Annotated in this window: 11 protein-coding genes; 7 read left to right on the top strand and 4 right to left on the bottom strand. The window is 64.5% G+C overall.

Annotated features, from left to right (window positions below; genetic code table 11):
- Window positions 1-50 precede the first annotated feature (50 nt).
- The 6 genes from rpoB (at window position 51) to NSO95_RS09425 (ending at window position 12,042) form a co-directional block, all read left to right on the top strand.
- A complete protein-coding gene (gene rpoB, locus NSO95_RS09450) occupies window positions 51-4,247 on the top strand; it encodes a DNA-directed RNA polymerase subunit beta (RefSeq protein ID WP_257595971.1) in 4,197 nt (1,398 codons plus the stop codon).
- Between the two features lie 184 nt (window positions 4,248-4,431).
- Entirely contained in the window at window positions 4,432-8,769 is a 4,338-nt protein-coding gene (gene rpoC / locus NSO95_RS09445; protein WP_257595970.1) for a DNA-directed RNA polymerase subunit beta', read from the top strand.
- A gap of 124 nt (window positions 8,770-8,893) precedes the next feature.
- Complete coding sequence (locus tag NSO95_RS09440; protein ID WP_257595969.1) at window positions 8,894-9,616, top strand: hypothetical protein; 723 nt, start codon at window positions 8,894-8,896, stop codon at window positions 9,614-9,616.
- A gap of 1 nt (window position 9,617) precedes the next feature.
- A complete protein-coding gene (locus tag NSO95_RS09435; protein WP_257595968.1) occupies window positions 9,618-10,067 on the top strand; it encodes a hypothetical protein in 450 nt (149 codons plus the stop codon).
- 26 nt (window positions 10,068-10,093) lie between these two features.
- On the top strand, window positions 10,094-11,455 hold the full coding sequence (locus tag NSO95_RS09430) for a glutamate--tRNA ligase (protein ID WP_257595967.1): 1,362 nt from the start codon (window positions 10,094-10,096) through the stop codon (window positions 11,453-11,455).
- Between the two features lie 77 nt (window positions 11,456-11,532).
- Window positions 11,533-12,042: a ComEA family DNA-binding protein gene (locus tag NSO95_RS09425; protein WP_257595966.1), complete on the top strand. Its 510-nt coding sequence runs from the start codon at window positions 11,533-11,535 to the stop codon at window positions 12,040-12,042.
- Here NSO95_RS09425 and NSO95_RS09420 read toward each other — a convergent pair.
- Window positions 12,027-12,611 carry a protein-methionine-sulfoxide reductase heme-binding subunit MsrQ gene (locus tag NSO95_RS09420; protein WP_257595965.1) on the bottom strand — a complete coding sequence of 195 codons (585 nt, stop codon included), beginning with the start codon at window positions 12,609-12,611 and terminating at the stop codon, window positions 12,027-12,029. The genes NSO95_RS09425 and NSO95_RS09420 overlap by 16 nt on opposite strands.
- Before the next feature lie 20 nt (window positions 12,612-12,631).
- Complete coding sequence (pyk, locus tag NSO95_RS09415; protein ID WP_257595964.1) at window positions 12,632-14,104, bottom strand: pyruvate kinase; 1,473 nt, start codon at window positions 14,102-14,104, stop codon at window positions 12,632-12,634.
- A gap of 48 nt (window positions 14,105-14,152) precedes the next feature.
- Here pyk and NSO95_RS09410 point away from each other — a divergent pair, with 48 nt between their 5' ends.
- Entirely contained in the window at window positions 14,153-14,464 is a 312-nt protein-coding gene (locus NSO95_RS09410) for a DUF1244 domain-containing protein (protein ID WP_257595963.1), read from the top strand.
- On the opposite strand, the gene NSO95_RS09405 is transcribed toward NSO95_RS09410, so the two are convergent.
- Both NSO95_RS09405 and NSO95_RS09400 read right to left on the bottom strand, forming a co-directional pair.
- A complete protein-coding gene (locus tag NSO95_RS09405; RefSeq protein WP_257595962.1) occupies window positions 14,461-15,594 on the bottom strand; it encodes an adenylate/guanylate cyclase domain-containing protein in 1,134 nt (377 codons plus the stop codon). The genes NSO95_RS09410 and NSO95_RS09405 overlap by 4 nt on opposite strands.
- Complete coding sequence (locus NSO95_RS09400; protein ID WP_257595960.1) at window positions 15,584-16,762, bottom strand: YARHG domain-containing protein; 1,179 nt, start codon at window positions 16,760-16,762, stop codon at window positions 15,584-15,586. Before NSO95_RS09400 ends, NSO95_RS09405 begins: the two co-directional genes overlap by 11 nt.
- Between the last annotated feature and the right edge of the window lie 57 nt (window positions 16,763-16,819).

Here is a 16,819-nt window from a genome sequence, read left to right as displayed (position 1 = left end):
TGTCGGCCACCGCGCGGCCGGCACCACAATGACAGAGGCACAACCCTCCTATGGCGACCAAGGCGAAGGCACCGCGTTCCGGCAACACCGGCACCGCGAAGAAGCGCATCCGCAAGATTTTCGGCGACATCCACGAAGTGGTGCAGATGCCGAACCTGATCGAGGTGCAGCGTGAGAGCTACGAACAATTTCTCCGCTCCGATCCCTCGATCGCCTATGTCTCGGGCCTCGAAAAGACGCTGCGCAGCGTGTTCCCGATCCGCGACTTCGCCGGCACCGCCGAACTCGACTTCGTGCATTACGAACTCGAGCCGCCCAAGTACGACACCACCGAATGCCGCCAGCGCGGGATCACCTACGCCGCGCCGATGAAGGTCACGCTGCGCCTGATTGTGTTCGAGGTCGATACTGAAACCGAAACCCGTTCGGTGCTCGATATCAAGGAGCAGGACGTCTACATGGGCGACATGCCGCTCATGACCGAGAACGGCACCTTCATCATCAACGGCACCGAACGCGTGATCGTGTCGCAGATGCACCGTTCGCCCGGTGTGCTGTTCGACCATGACCGCGGCAAGACCCACAGCTCGGGCAAGCTGCTGTTCGCCGCCCGCGTGATCCCCTATCGCGGTTCGTGGCTCGACTTCGAATTCGACGCCAAGGACATCGTCAATGTCCGCATCGACCGCAAGCGCAAGCTGCCGGTCACCAGCCTGCTGTTCGCGCTCGGCCTCGATGCCGAAGACATTCTCGACTACTTCTACAACACCGTCACCTGGGAACGCGTGTCGGGCAAGAAGGGTGACGGCTGGAAGATGCCGTTCAACCCCGAACAGTGGCGCAACCAGAAGCCGGCCTTCGCGCTGGTCGATGCAGCCACCGGAGAGGAAGTGTTCCCTGCCGGCCAGAAGATCAGCCCTCGCGCCGCCAACAAGGCGCAGAAGGACGGCCTCAAGGACCTGCTGATCCCGACCGAGGAAATCTTCGGCCGCTATTCGGCGAAGGACCTGATCGACGAGAAGACCGGCCGCATCTATATCGAAGCGGGCGAAGAAGTTTCGCCGGACAATCTCGAAGTGCTCGACAAGGCGGGCGTCGACCGGCTCGAACTGCTCGACATCGACCACATCAGCACTGGCCCGTGGATCCGCAACACGCTGGCGGTCGACAAGGCCGAGAACCGCGACGAAGGTCTCGAGGCGATCTACAAGGTGATGCGCCCGGGCGAACCGCCGACCAAGGAAACCGCCGAAGCGCTGTTCGAAGGCCTGTTCTTCGACGGCGAGCGTTATGACCTTTCGGCGGTGGGCCGGGTCAAGCTCAACATGCGTCTCGGCCTCGACGCCGAAGACACGGTGACCACCCTGCGCAAGGAAGACATCCTCGCGGTGGTCAAGGAGATGGTCGACCTGAAGGACGGCAAGGGCGAGGTCGACGATATCGACAACCTTGGCAACCGCCGCGTGCGCTCGGTCGGCGAGCTGCTGGAAAACCAGTACCGCGTCGGTCTGCTGCGCATGGAACGCGCGGTGAAGGAACGGATGAGCAGTGTCGACGTGTCGACCGTGATGCCGAACGACCTGATCAACGCCAAGCCGGCGGTGGCCGCGGTGCGCGAATTCTTCGGTTCGAGCCAGCTCTCGCAGTTCATGGACCAGACCAACCCGCTGTCCGAAGTCACCCACAAGCGCCGCGTTTCGGCGCTCGGGCCAGGTGGTCTCACGCGTGAGCGTGCGGGCTTCGAAGTCCGCGACGTTCACCCGACCCACTATGGCCGGATCTGCCCGATCGAAACGCCGGAAGGCCCGAACATCGGTCTGATCAACTCGCTCGCCTCGTTCAGCCGGGTGAACAAGTACGGCTTCATCGAAACCCCCTACCGCAAGGTGAGCGGCGGCAAGGTGACCGACGAGGTCGTCTATCTTTCGGCGATGGAAGAGCAGAAGAACGCCGTCGCGCAGGCTTCGGCCGAACTCGACGCGGACAGCAAGTTCGTCGAGGACATGGTCTCGGCCCGCCAGGAAGGCGAGTTCGTCATGCTGCCGCGCGACCAGATCACGCTGATGGACGTCTCGCCCAAGCAGCTCGTCTCGGTCGCCGCCTCGCTGATCCCGTTCCTCGAGAACGACGACGCCAACCGCGCGCTGATGGGCTCGAACATGCAGCGCCAGGCGGTGCCGCTGGTCAAGGCCGAGGCACCATTCGTCGGCACCGGGATGGAAGAAACCGTCGCGCGTGACAGCGGCGCGGCGATTTCCGCCACTCGCGGCGGCGTGGTCGACCAGGTCGACGCCACGCGTATCGTGATCCGCGCGATCGGCGATGTCGAAGCCGGCCAGTCGGGCGTGGACATCTACCGCCTGCAGAAATTCCAGCGTTCGAACCAGAACACCTGCATCAACCAGCGCCCGCTGGTGAAGGTGGGTGACATCGTCGAACAGGGCGACATCATCGCCGACGGTCCCTCGACCGATCTCGGCGAACTGGCGCTGGGCCGCAATAGCCTCGTCGCCTTCATGCCGTGGAACGGCTACAACTACGAAGACTCGATCCTGATCAGCGAACGCATCGTGAAGGACGACGTGTTCACCTCGATCCACATCGAGGAATTCGAAGTCATGGCGCGCGACACCAAGCTAGGGCCGGAAGACATCACCCGCGACATTCCCAACGTCGGCGAGGAAGCGCTGCGGAACCTCGACGAGGCGGGCATCGTCTACATCGGTGCCGAAGTGCACCCGGGCGATATTCTGGCGGGCAAGATCACGCCCAAGGGCGAAAGTCCGATGACGCCGGAAGAAAAGCTGCTGCGGGCAATCTTCGGTGAAAAGGCCAGCGACGTGCGCGACACCTCGCTCCGCCTGCCGCCGGGCGTTGCGGGTACAGTGGTCGAAGTGCGCGTGTTCAACCGTCACGGGATCGAGATCGACGACCGTACCCGCGCGATCCAGAACGAGGAAATCGAACGCCTCAAGAAGGACAGCCAAGACGAGCGGGCGATCCTCAACCGGGCGACCTACAACCGCCTGCACGACATGCTACTCGGCCAGACTGCCTCGGCGGCTCCGAAGGGCGTGAAGAAGGGCGTCACCATCGACGAGGAGCTGCTCGACAACATCGATCGCCACGAATGGTTCAAGTTCGCGGTGGCCGAGGATGGCCGGCAGGCGCAGATCGAAGCGGTCAAGAGCCAGTACGACGAGAGCGTCAAGATCATCGACGAGAAGTTCGAAGACCGGAAGGAAAAGCTCGAACGCGGCGACGAACTCGCTCCGGGCGTGCTCAAGATGGTCAAGGTCTTCGTCGCGGTGAAGCGCAAGCTGCAGCCGGGCGACAAGATGGCCGGCCGCCACGGGAACAAGGGCGTGATTTCGCGTATCCTCCCGGCGGAAGACATGCCGTTCCTCGAAGACGGCACCCCGGTCGACATCGTGCTCAACCCGCTGGGCGTGCCGAGCCGCATGAACGTCGGGCAGATCTTCGAAACGCACCTCGGCTTTGCCGCACGCGGTCTCGGCCAGCAGGTCGCCGGCGCGCTGGCGGAATGGCGTGCCGCCAATCCGAACGCGGTGGAAGACTATGCCAAGGCGGGCAAGCCGGCGCAGCTGGTCGACACGCTGAAGAGCGTTTACGGCGAGCAGTATCACGCCGAGATCGAAAGCCGCTCGACCGAGGAAATCGTCGAGCTGGCGGGCAACCTCGTTACCGGCGTCCCGATGGGCACCCCGGTGTTCGACGGTGCGCGTGAAGGCGACGTGACCGACATGCTGATCCAGGCGGGCATCGATTCGTCGGGCCAGTCGACGCTGTATGACGGCCGCACCGGCGAGGCGTTCGACCGCAAGGTCACCGTGGGCATCATCTACATGCTCAAGCTGCACCACTTGGTCGACGACAAGATCCACGCGCGTTCGATCGGGCCGTACTCGCTCGTCACCCAGCAGCCGCTGGGCGGCAAGGCGCAGTTCGGCGGCCAGCGCTTCGGCGAAATGGAGGTCTGGGCGCTCCAGGCCTACGGTGCCGCGTATACCTTGCAGGAAATGCTCACGGTGAAGTCCGACGACGTGGTCGGGCGCACCAAGGTCTATGAAGCGATCGTCAAGGGCGACGACACCTTCGAGGCCGGCATTCCGGAGAGCTTCAACGTGCTCGTCAAGGAAATGCGCAGCCTCGGCCTCAACGTCGAGCTCAAGACGCTCGCCGAAGACGACGAGGACGGCGACGCCATGCAGATCGCGGCGGAGTAAGGGGCAGTGAACGACGGCTATCGCGGTCTCGGAGTAGGCAAGAAAATCGGAGCTGCACTGTTTGCAGTTTTGCTGCCCGCATCCCTTCTCGCGATAGCGTTGGTCTCCGCCGTAGTAATGGTTTTCGGAGATTGAGGGCCCGATTGATCGGCCCTGATCTTCACCTCACTCGAGGACAAACAACATGAACGAACTGACCAAATTCACCAACCAGCTCGCAAAGCCGGAAACCTTCGACACGATCCAGATCGGCATCGCCTCGCCCGAGCGTATCCGCTCGTGGTCGTTCGGCGAGATCAAGAAGCCCGAGACGATCAACTACCGCACGTTCAAGCCCGAACGTGACGGCTTGTTCTGCGCGCGCATCTTCGGTCCGGTGAAGGACTACGAATGCCTGTGCGGCAAGTACAAGCGCATGAAGTACAAGGGCGTCGTGTGCGAAAAGTGCGGTGTCGAAGTGACCGTGACCAAGGTCCGCCGCGAACGCATGGGCCACATCGAACTGGCCGCGCCGGTTGCGCATATCTGGTTCCTCAAGTCGCTGCCGAGCCGCATCGGCCTGCTGCTCGACATGCAATTGAAGCAGCTCGAGCGGATCCTCTATTTCGAAAGCTACGTCGTCACCGAGCCGGGCCTGACCCCGATGGAGAAGTTCCAGCTCCTGACCGAGGACGAGCTGCTCGAAGCGCAGGACGAATATGGCGAAGACGCCTTCAGCGCCGGGATCGGTGCCGAGGCGGTCAAGGCCATGCTGATGGATCTCGATCTGGTGCAGGAACGTGAAGACCTGCTGGAAGAGCTCGCGACCACCAAGTCCGCATTGAAGCCGAAGAAGATCATCAAGCGGCTGAAAGTGGTCGAAAGCTTCATCGATTCGGGCAACCGCCCGGAATGGATGATCCTTGAGGTGGTGCCGGTCATCCCGCCTGAGCTTCGCCCGCTCGTCCCGCTGGACGGTGGCCGCTTCGCGACCTCGGACCTGAACGACCTCTACCGCCGCGTGATCAACCGCAACAACCGATTGAAGCGCCTGATCGAGCTGCGCGCGCCCGACATTATCGTCCGCAACGAAAAGCGCATGCTGCAGGAATCGGTCGATGCGCTGTTCGACAACGGTCGCCGCGGCCGCGTGATCACCGGCGCCAACAAGCGTCCGCTGAAGTCCCTCTCCGACATGCTCAAGGGCAAGCAGGGCCGCTTCCGCCAGAACCTGCTCGGCAAGCGCGTCGACTATTCGGGCCGTTCGGTGATCGTGACCGGGCCGGAATTGAAGCTGCACCAGTGCGGCCTGCCGAAGAAGATGGCGCTCGAGCTGTTCAAGCCGTTCATCTACGCGCGTCTGGATGCCAAGGGTCTTTCGATGACCCTCAAGCAGGCCAAGAAGTGGGTCGAGAAGGAGCGCAAGGAAGTCTGGGATATCCTGGATGAGGTGATCCGCGAACACCCGGTGCTGCTCAACCGTGCGCCGACGCTGCACCGCCTGGGCATCCAGGCGTTCGAGCCGGTGCTGATCGAAGGCAAGGCGATCCAGCTCCATCCGCTGGTCTGCTCGGCCTTCAACGCCGACTTCGACGGTGACCAGATGGCGGTCCACGTGCCGCTCAGCCTCGAAGCCCAGCTCGAAGCGCGCGTGCTGATGATGTCGACCAACAACATCCTCTCGCCCGCCAATGGCAAGCCGATCATCGTGCCCTCGCAGGACATGGTGCTGGGTCTCTATTACCTGTCGATGGAACGGCAGGAAAAGACACCCGAGTATATCGAGGAGAAGGACGGCACGAAGATCGAACGTCTGCCGCGTTTCGCCGACATGGCCGAAGTGCACCAGGCGCTCGAAACCAAGGCGGTCACGCTGCACACCCGCATCATCGCCCGCGTCCCGCAGGCCGATGAAGCGGGCAAGATTTCGATGCAGCGCTTCGTCACCACCCCGGGCCGCATGCTGATCGGCGAGTGCCTGCCGAAGAACCACAAGGTTCCGTTCGACATCATCAACCGCCTTCTGACCAAGAAGGACATCGGCGACGTGATCGACGAGGTGTACCGTCACACCGGCCAGAAGGACACGGTGCTGTTCGCCGACGCGATCATGGCGCTGGGCTTCCGCCACGCGTTCAAGGCCGGCATCTCGTTCGGCAAGGACGACATGATCATCCCGCACGAAAAGGACGGGCTGGTCGAAGAGACCAAGGCGCTGGTGTCGGATTACGAGCAGCAGTACCAGGACGGCCTGATCACCCAGCAGGAAAAGTACAACAAGGTGATCGACGCGTGGTCGAAGTGCGGTGACGAAGTCGCCAACGCGATGATGGACAAGATCAAGTCGCAGAGCTTCGACGAAGACGGCAAGGAATCGCAGATCAACTCGATCTACATGATGAGCCACTCCGGTGCGCGTGGCAGCCCCGCGCAGATGAAGCAGCTCGCCGGCATGCGCGGCCTGATGGCCAAGCCGTCGGGCGAGATCATCGAACAGCCGATCATCTCGAACTTCAAGGAAGGCCTGACCGTTCTTGAATACTTCAACTCGACCCACGGCGCCCGCAAGGGCCTCGCGGACACCGCGCTCAAGACGGCGAACTCGGGTTACCTCACCCGCCGCCTGGTCGACGTGTCGCAGGACTGCGTCATCGTCGAGGAAGACTGCAAGACCGACAACGCGCTGGAAATGCGGGCCATCGTGCAGGGCGGTTCGGTGATCGCCTCGCTCGGCGAGCGTATCCTCGGCCGCACGGTCGCGGAAGACCTCGTCAATGCCAAGACCGAAGAAGTCATCGTCAAGGCGGGCACCTTGCTCGACGAGCCGATGGTCAAGGCGATCGAGGAAGCCGAAGTCCAGTCGGCCCGGATCCGCAGCCCGCTGATCTGCGAAGCCGAGCAGGGCGTTTGCGCGACCTGCTACGGGCGCGATCTCGCACGCGGTACGCCGGTCAACATCGGCGAAGCGGTGGGCGTCATCGCGGCGCAGTCGATCGGCGAGCCGGGCACCCAGCTGACGATGCGGACCTTCCACATCGGCGGCGCGGCGCAGCTCAACGAAACGAGCCACCTCGAGTCGATCTCGGACGGCAAGATCGAATACCGCGATATGCCGACCATCGTCGACAAGCGCGGCCGCATCCTGTCGCTCGCCCGCAACGGCGAGATCGCGGTGATCGACGCCGAAGGCCGCGAACGCGAGATGCACAAGGTGCCTTACGGTACCGTGCTGATGTTCAAGGACGGCGCGAAGGTGAAGGAAGGCGACCGCCTGGCAGAGTGGGATCCGTTCTCGCTGCCGATCATCACCGAACAGTCGGGCGTGGTCCGCTATCAGGACCTGGTCGACGGCACGACGATGGAAGAGCGCGTCGACGATGCGACGGGCATCGCCCAGCGTGTCGTCACCGAGCTGCGCGCCAGCGGCCGCAAGAAGGAAGACCTGCGTCCGCGCCTCACTCTGCTGGGCGAGGCTTCGGGTAAGAAAGGCGAGGAAACCGAAGCGGCGCGCTATATGCTCGCTCCGGGCACCTCGCTCTCGGTCGAGGACGGCCAGAACGTCGAAGCGGGCGATATCCTTGCGCGCGCCAGCCGCGAAGCCGCCAAGACGCGCGACATCACCGGCGGTCTGCCGCGGGTTGCCGAGCTGTTCGAAGCCCGCATACCCAAGGATGTTTCGGTCATCGCCAAGATTTCGGGCAAGATCGAATTCGTCCGCGAGTACAAGGCGAAGCGCAAGATCGCGATCGTTCCCGAGGAAGGCGATACCGTCGAGTACCTGATCCCCAAGACCAAGGTGATCGACGTGCAGGAAGGCGACTTCGTCAAGAAGGGCGACACGCTCATCGCAGGCTCGCCCAATCCGCACGACATCCTCGAAGTGCTCGGGGTCGAGGCGCTCGCCGAGTATCTCTGCACGGAAATCCAGGAAGTCTATCGCTTGCAGGGCGTGAAGATCAACGACAAGCACATCGAGGTGATCGTTCGCCAGATGCTGCAGAAGGTCGAGATCACCGACGGTGGCGACACCGTGCTGCTGCCGGGCGAACAGGTCGACCTCGACGAAATGAACGAAGCCAACGCCAAGCTCGGCAAGGGCAAGACCCCGGCACAGGGCACTCCGGTGCTGCTCGGGATCACCAAAGCCTCGCTGCAGACGCGTTCGTTCATTTCGGCGGCCTCGTTCCAGGAAACCACCCGCGTGCTGACGCAGGCGGCGGTCGAAGGGAAGAAGGACACGCTGATCGGCCTCAAGGAAAACGTGATCGTCGGCCGTCTCATCCCCGCCGGTACCGGCGCGGGCATGAACCGGATGCGCGTCACCGCCTCCAGCCGCGACGCCGCGCTGCGTGCCGCGTGGAAGAAGCAGCAGGACGCGCTGATCATGGCGAACACGGCAGCCGAAGAGCACGCCGCCGAGCTCGCCCAGGGCCCGGAAGCGGCGATCGGCGACGATCCGCTTGCGGCGGTCGAGGGGGAAACCCACGGCACCGACGCGGATGCCGGCGAGTATCTGAACCAGGATGCTGCCGACGGCGAATAAGCCGCCCGGGCAATCCATTTGAAGACCCCGCCGGAGCGATCCGGCGGGGTTTTTTCTTGCCCCCGGCTGCGGCTTGCGGCCTTATCGCAAGCAGGGGCATTTCTGCCCGGGGAGGTACCACGCCATGAACAGCCTGAAATTCGCCATCGGCCTTGTCGCCTCGGTGGGAGCGACGGTCCCGACGGTCGCAACGGCACAGAGCGAAAACACCGTTGTCGTCACCGGATCGCGCTCGGCCCGCGCGAGCAATTTCCAGTATTACGACAACAACCAGGCGGCGATTGGCTACACCCGCAAGGCCGACTATTTCGTCACGCCGATCTTCGTGAATTCGGACTCGCGCAGCGACGAACTGCGCCGCGAGGAGCTCTTCGCCATGCTGCGCGCCACCATCGAGCGGGCCGAGCGCGAGGGAATTTCGCTGGTGGCGGGCGACTACGAGCTGATGCCCCTGACAGCCGAAAACATGCAGGATCTTCCCGTCCTTGGCGGCGGTAGGCCGGACACCAGCCGGGTGACCTTCTATGCCCGCGTCCCGGTGCAGGGCACGACCTCGCGCGCCGATGCCGCAATGGCGCGAATCGCCGCCTTCACCAAGGCCGTGCCGGTGACCGGGCGTTCGTTCATCGAGACCGGCCAGACCAGTCTCGCGCTCAACAATCCCGATCAGTACCGGGTCGACGTGGTGCGCGCAGTGGCGGAGGAATCGCGCCGCTACGCCGCGCTGTTCGGCAACGACTACGGGATCGAGATCCGCGGGCTCGATTCCGAACTGTTCTGGCAGCAGGCGAGCGAGACCGAGGTGTTCCTCTACATCAAGCACAACTTCGTGATCCGGCCGAAATAGGATGACCCGCAGATTGCCATGGCTGGCAGTTTCGGCGGCGTTCGCCGCGTGCAGCCCCGCGCCGATCGAGCGCGCGCAAGGCGGGGGTAGCGCCGCGCCGACTGCTGCGCCGACTCCGGTCGGTTCGCTCGTCGGCGAGTATCGCGTGGCGGGGATCGATGGCGAAGCGCTCGATCTCCCCTTCGCCTTGACCCTCTCGATCGACGAGCGGTCGATCGTCAACGAAGGCGTGTGCGGCGGCGATGCGTGGGACTACCGGCTCGAAGGGACGAAACTGGAGCTGACGCGGACGCGAAGCCCCGATCCCGCATGCTTGGCGACGGTGCGCGTTCATCCGGTGGTGCTTCGCCTTCCCGCTGCCATCGACGCGGCGACCCGCGCCGGGCGAACCCAATCCAATGGCATCGAATTCTCGGGCGGAGGGCATTCGGTCACACTCTACTCGCAATAGCGCGCCACAGGCGCTATCGGCGCGCCATGACAACAACCCGTTTCGCCCCTTCGCCCACCGGGCGGCTCCACGTCGGCAATATCCGCACCGCGCTGCACAATTGGATGCTCGCCCGCAAGAACGGCGGCCGCTTCCTGCTGCGGATCGACGACACCGATGCCGAGCGCAGCCGGGAGGAATATGTCGACGCGATCCGCGCCGACCTCGCATGGCTCGGTTTGGAGCCGGATGGCGAGCAACGGCAATCGGCGCGGCTCAATCTCTACGAGGCGGCGTTCGAAACGCTGCGCGCGGCGGGGCGGGTTTATCCCTGTTACGAAACCGCGCAGGAACTCGACCTCAAACGCAAGATCCAGCTCGGGCGCGGGCTGCCGCCGATCTACGATCGTGCTGCGCTGGACATGACCGATGCGGCGCGCAATGCGAAGGAGGCCGAAGGCATTGCCCCGCACTGGCGCTTCATGCTCGACCACAGCGAACCGATCGCATGGGACGACGGTGTGCGCGGCGCGCAGAAATTCGACGCGGCCACCCTCAGCGATCCGGTAGTCCGCCGCGCCGATGGTTCGTGGCTCTATATGCTGCCGAGTGCGGTAGATGACATCGACATGGGCGTGAGCCACGTGCTGCGCGGGGAAGACCATGTGTCCAACACAGCGGTGCAAATACAGATGTTTACCGCACTTCATGCTGCAGGTTTCGCCGCAGCAAAAGGTGCAGCAAAAACGCATCCGGATTTCGCGCATGAGGCGCTGCTGGTGGGCCGCGAGGGCAAGCTGTCGAAACGGCTCGGCTCGCTCGGCTGCGATGCGTTTCGCGAGCGAAGGATCGAGCCCGAAGCAGTTATTGCGCTGCTCGCACGGCTCGGCACCTCGCTGCCGGTCGAGCCGATTGCGGATCGCGCAAGGCTGGTGGAAAGCTTCGACCTCGCAACCTTCGGCCGCGCGCCGGCGAAATTCGACGATGCCGAGCTCGACCGGCTCAACACCGCGATCGTGCATCAGATGGCCTTCGCCGAAGTCGCCCACCGCCTGCCCGAAGGGATGGACGAAGCCGGCTGGCACGCGATCCGCCCGAACCTGTCGCAGGTTGCCGAAGCGGGCGAATGGTGGCGGCTGGTCACCGGCCCGGTCGAGCCACCCGAATTCTCGCAAGAAGACCGCGCCTACCTTTCCGAAGCGGTGGGTGCGCTCAGTTGGGGGGATGATCCGTGGCGCGGTTTGACCGATGCGTTGAAAGAATCGACCGGGCGCAAGGGCAAGCCGCTGTTCCTTCCGCTGCGCCAGGCGCTGACCGGACTCGACCACGGCCCCGATATGGGCGAACTCCTGCCGCTGATTGGCGAGGTCCGGGCGCGGGAGCGACTGGCGCGCGCCGCCGGCGAATGATGGGGCATTGGAGAAAGCGCTTCGCATCGGCGCACTTTCTGCTATTGAGAACCTTTATCAAGAAGGACGATTATCCTATGCGTAAATTCCTTGCCGCCGCTGCGCTCTCCGGTTCCATGCTTGCTCTTGCAGCCTGCAACTCGGGCAGCGAAGACGCCGCCGACACCACCGAAGAGGCCGGGTCAACCGATACCGCCACCGACACCGCGGCGACCGCAACCACCGTGCTCGATCCCAATAGCGCGACCGCCGAACAGCTGGCCGGCGTGGACGGCATGACCCCCGAACTCGCCGCCGCCGTCGTCGCCGGCAAGCCCTATGCCAGCGTGACCGCGCTCAATAAAAAGCTGCTCGAAGCCGTTTCGGCGGAAGAAGCCGCGAAGATCCTCACCGGCGTGTTCGTGCCGGTAAACCTCAACAGCGGCACCGAGGAAGAAATCCGCCTGATCCCCGGCATGACCGACAAGATGGTGCATGAATTCGAGGAATATCGCCCCTATGCCGATATGGGCGTGTTCGACCGCGAGATCGGCAAATATGTCGACGAAGCCGAAGTCGCGCGGTTCAAGAACTACGTTACTCTCTGACGCCGCTGCAGGGCGAGCCTGACGATCTCGATCGCGGCGAGGATCCCGACATGGATCCATGCCGTGGTCGGATCGAACGCCGACCATACCCAGTGCAGGAAGGTCAGGATCGCCGCCGGATAGACCAGCCGGTGCAGCAGTTTCCATGACCGCTTGAGCCGCCGCACCGACACATCGTTCGAGGTGATCGCGAGCGGCAGGAACAGCGCGAGCGCGAACCAACCGACAAGAATATAATCGCTCGCCAACTCGCCTAGCACGATATCGAGCGAGCCCTTGCGCCACAGGTACACCAAAGTGTGACCTGCGGCATAGGTGAAGCTCGCCACGCCCAGATCGCGCCGCCGGCGCATCAGCCACAGGGTCCACGCCTGCCGCCGGAATGCGAGACGCAGCGGAGTGACCGCCAGCGTCGCCATCAACAGCCACGCGGCCCACTTCCCGCTGTCTGCGATCGCATGGCCATAGCCATAGTCCTGCGGGGTCAAGGCCCATTGCCCGAGGATCCAAAGACCCGGCAATGCGAGCAACAGCCACAGCAACGGGCGGGAATCGCGTTTGGTCTGCATGGGTAGCGAAGGTCGCGCGGCTATGCGCCTTCGTGCCGGTCCAACTCGTCACCAACCAGTGTCACGACATGCAGCAGGTTGGTGCTGCCCGGCGTCCCGAACGGAACCCCCGCCAGGGCGATCATCTTGCTGCCCGCCTTGCCGAAGCCGTGGCGCAGCGCCATGCGCTTGCCCTTGGCGATCATCTCCTCGAAGCTGCCGATATCCTTGGTCGCGACCGCGTGGGTGCCCCACAGCAGCGCCAGCCGCCGCGCGGTGCGCATCGATGGGGTGAGCACCAGCATCGGGACGCTCGGCCGTTCGCGCGCGACCCGCCGCGCGGTCGACCCGCTGCCGGTGAACACGGTGATCGCGCTGATCGGGACGGTGTCGGCGATGGTCATGCAGGCGTGGCTCAATGCGTCGGCGGTGGTCGGATCGGCCGGAGTGTCGAGCATCCGCACCCGTTCCAAATAGGCTTCGTCCTGCTCAACCTGCACCGCGATCTTGTCCATGATCGTGACCGCTTCCTCGGGCCAGTCGCCCGCCGCGGTTTCGGCGGACAGCATCACCGCATCGGCCCCGTCATACACCGCATTGGCCACGTCGGACACTTCGGCCCGCGTGGGCGCAGGGCTTTCGATCATGCTTTCGAGCATCTGCGTCGCGACGATCACCGGCTTGCCCATCAGCCGGGTCTTGTTGACGATGCGCTTTTGCAGCGGCGGCACTTCCTGCGGCTCGAGCTCCACGCCCAGATCGCCGCGGGCGACCATCACCCCGTCGGACATCTCGATGATCTCGTCGAGCCGGCGCACCGCCATCGGCTTCTCGATCTTGGCGCACAGCGCGCCCTTGCCGCCCATCAGACGGCGTGCCTCGGCAAGGTCTTCCGGCCGCTGGACGAAGCTGAGGCCGATCCAGTCGGCACCCTGCTCGACCGCGAAGGCGAGATCCTTGCGGTCTTTCTCGGTCATCGCGGGGATGGGGATTTCCGCATCGGGCACATTCACCCCCTTGCGGTCCGAAATCACCCCGCCGACTTCGGCCGAGCAGAGGATCTTGTCGTCATCGGCGCTGATCACCCGCAGGCGAATCTTGCCGTCGTTGATCAGCAGTCGTTGGCCTTTCTCCAGCAAGCCGAACAGTTCGGGATGCGGCAGTTCGACCCGGGTCTCATCGCCCGGTTCGGGATTGCGGTCGAGCGTGAAATGGCCCGAATGGCGGATCACCGCCTTGCCGTCCTTGAACGTGCCGACGCGCAGCTTCGGGCCTTGAAGATCGCAGAAGATCGCGATGGGCCGCAGGAATTCTTTTTCGAGCGCGCGGATCGAAGCAATCGTTTGCGCATGGGTCGCGTGGTCGCCGTGGCTCATGTTCACCCGGAACGCGTCGACCCCGGCCTTGAACAGCTTGCGCAGCATCTCCGGTTCGCGGCTGGCGGGTCCGGTAGTGGCGAGGATTTTCACCTTGCGCCCCCGGGGATTGATCTGGGTGTAGTCGAGCTTCTCCATGGGCCCGAGCTATGGCACAGCTTGATTGCAAGACAAGGAAAAGCGCCCATGGATACGAATTCACCCGATCCCCTCGATGAATTGCCCGATGACGTAGCGGCGGCGGCCTTCCGGCGGCTGGTGCGACACCTGCGGCATCGCCACGATGCGCAGAACATCGAGCTGATGGGGCTGGCGGGATTCTGCCGCAACTGCCTCGCCGACTGGATCGGGGACGCGGGCTTTGGAGGCGACAAGGCAGCGGCGCGCGAACTGATCCACGGCATGCCGCAGGAAGAATGGAAGGCGACCCGCCAGACCCCGGCGACCGAGCAGCAGCTCGCCGCGATGGAAGCGAGCATCGCTAAGAACGCGCGCTAGATGCTCTCGAGCAGGTAGAGCTCGACCTCGCCGAAATTCTTCGCCAGTTCGCTCTTGCCTACCGAGCGAAAGCGGCAGTCGGTGCAGCCGTCGATCAGCAGCGCGGCGGCGAAACTCTCGGTGCAATATACCCCGCCCACCGGCGTGACCGGCTCGATCCGCGCGGTTCGGTTGACCTCGCCGCCGTACCACAGCCGGTTGCCGGTGATCCGGTCGGTCCCGACCCAGATCGGGCCGTAATGCACCCCGATCCGCATACCCGCGAAATCGCCGGGCGGGGTCAGCGCATCCGGCAGGTCCGTCAGCCGCGCCTGCAGCGCCATGGCGATCGCCGCTGCGGTGCCCGGCTCGTCGACCACGGCATAGATCGCATCGCCCCAGGTGTTGCGAAACTCGACATGGTCGCCGAAGCCGTTGAGCACCTCCGCGATCCGCCCCATGACCTCGGCCATGAACAGCGGCAACTCGCGCTCGCCCAGCCGCGAGAAGCCCTTGTAGTCGGCGAACAGGATCGAGCGGATTTCGCGCTTGGTCCCGTCCCCGATAGCCTTTTTGGGCGGGAAAGTCAGATCGCGCGGAACCGGTCCGGCGGGGATTACCCGCGTCTCGCGCCCGAGCCCCCGCCACAGTCCGATATCGGCCACCGTCCCGGCGATCCCGGTGGTCGAAAAACTGGCAAACTTGTCCGACACCACCGCGACCTGGACCGCTTCGCAGCCCAATTCGCCCGCCCGCAGCGCAGCCAGCCCCATCGCCAGCCGCGTGTTGTAGGCAAACTGGTTGTCGTCTCCGACATAGGCCCCGGGGGTAGCGAAATGGACCGCGGCTGCGGCATCGCGGCAGGCCTCGTAGCGCGGCAGCCAGCCTGCCCCGCCGCACAGCACCGACTCGGGGATGAAGTCCTCTTCGGCAAACGGCAGCACGACGTTGAGCTCGGCCCCGCGCGCCAGCAGCGCTTCGGCAATCACGATATCCGCCCCGCACGCCAGCGGACCGTATCCGTGACGGGCGTCGAGCGCATCGAGCTCGGCGGCCACCCGCTCTGCCAGCGCGGCTTCGGGCCCGCCGCTCCCGGCAGTGAACATATGTCCGCAATAGACCACGACATGCGGCCCCGAGCTACTGGCCATAGCGGTCTTCGGCCTGCTGCAGCAGCGCGACATTGGCTTGCTCGACCGGGTTCAGCGACACCTCGTCGGTGACCGGGCGATACCATGCGAACTGGCCGAAATAGGCTCGCAGTTCCGGGTCCTTGAACCGCCGCCCCTTGCGCGCGTAGATCTCGTTGCGGGCATAGCGCAGCGTCGCCGGGCCGAGCGGGTACACCTCCGCCTCGGTCAGGCGGCGCGTGCTCGAATCGGGGAAAGTCATATCGGCGCGAGCAGCGGCAGGCTCGGGCGCGGGCGGTGCCGCCGCGGCCGGTGCCGCAGCGGCCGGTGCAGCCTGCTCGCCTGCAAGGACGATCCGCGACCGCGCGACATAGCCGATCGTCCCGTCGGACAATTGCACGCGCCACCAGTTGCCCGGCTGGCGGAAGGTGCGGAACCGCTCGCCGTCCTGCAAAGTGCCGACGATAGACGCCGAGGTCGAGCCAGAGGAGCGCACATTGGTGTAGCCGTCCGGATCGCTGATTGTCGCGCTTTCGTTGAAGTCGCCGGTACCGCTATCTGCGGGTTCCGCTTCCGTCTCCTCCGTCTCGACATCATCCGACTGCCCCGTCTGGCCGGCCATGAAGGCACCGGCAGCCGCCACAACCAGCAGCACCGCTCCGCCCGCGACAAAGAACGGCCACTTGGGCGAGGGCGCGGGTTGGGCGTAGGCGGAAGCGGGTTCGGCCTGACGCGGCGGGGGCGGAGGCGGTGGCACGGGGGCCGAAGTCACCGATGGTTGCGGGGTTGCACCGTCGCGCGGGCCGCACAGGTCGGCCAGGCTGACCTTGACCTTGCTCCAGCCCGAATGGTCGGCTTCGCCGCGCCAGTCGCCGATATCCGCATACTGGATCTGGTTGAACGGCAGCGGCGGCATCACGTCGCCCAGTGCGGTCTGGACCAGCTTCTTCTGGTTGCGCGCCATGTCGGCCTCGGCGCGGACCCACTCGCTCTTCGCGGCGGTCGGGGACCACACCACCACCGCAGCCTTGGCCTGCGCGATCTTCTCGGTGATGACGTCGCCATAGCTCAGATGCGGGGGCAATTCCTTGTCCCACCACACGCTGTAGCCTTCGCGCTGGATCGCCATGGCAAGCCGGGAGACCTGCTCCTGGTCGGCCCGCGAATAGGAAATGAACACGTCGGCCATTGCTTCCCCCCAACCGGCAGCACGATAATCCAGCTATCCGCCCGCGCAAGAGTGCTC

Origin of the sequence: Parerythrobacter lacustris, assembly GCF_024626475.1 — a bacterium.
GTDB classification, from domain to species: Bacteria; Pseudomonadota; Alphaproteobacteria; order Sphingomonadales; family Sphingomonadaceae; genus Parerythrobacter_A; species Parerythrobacter_A lacustris.
This window is presented reverse-complemented; position numbering and strand designations above follow the sequence as displayed.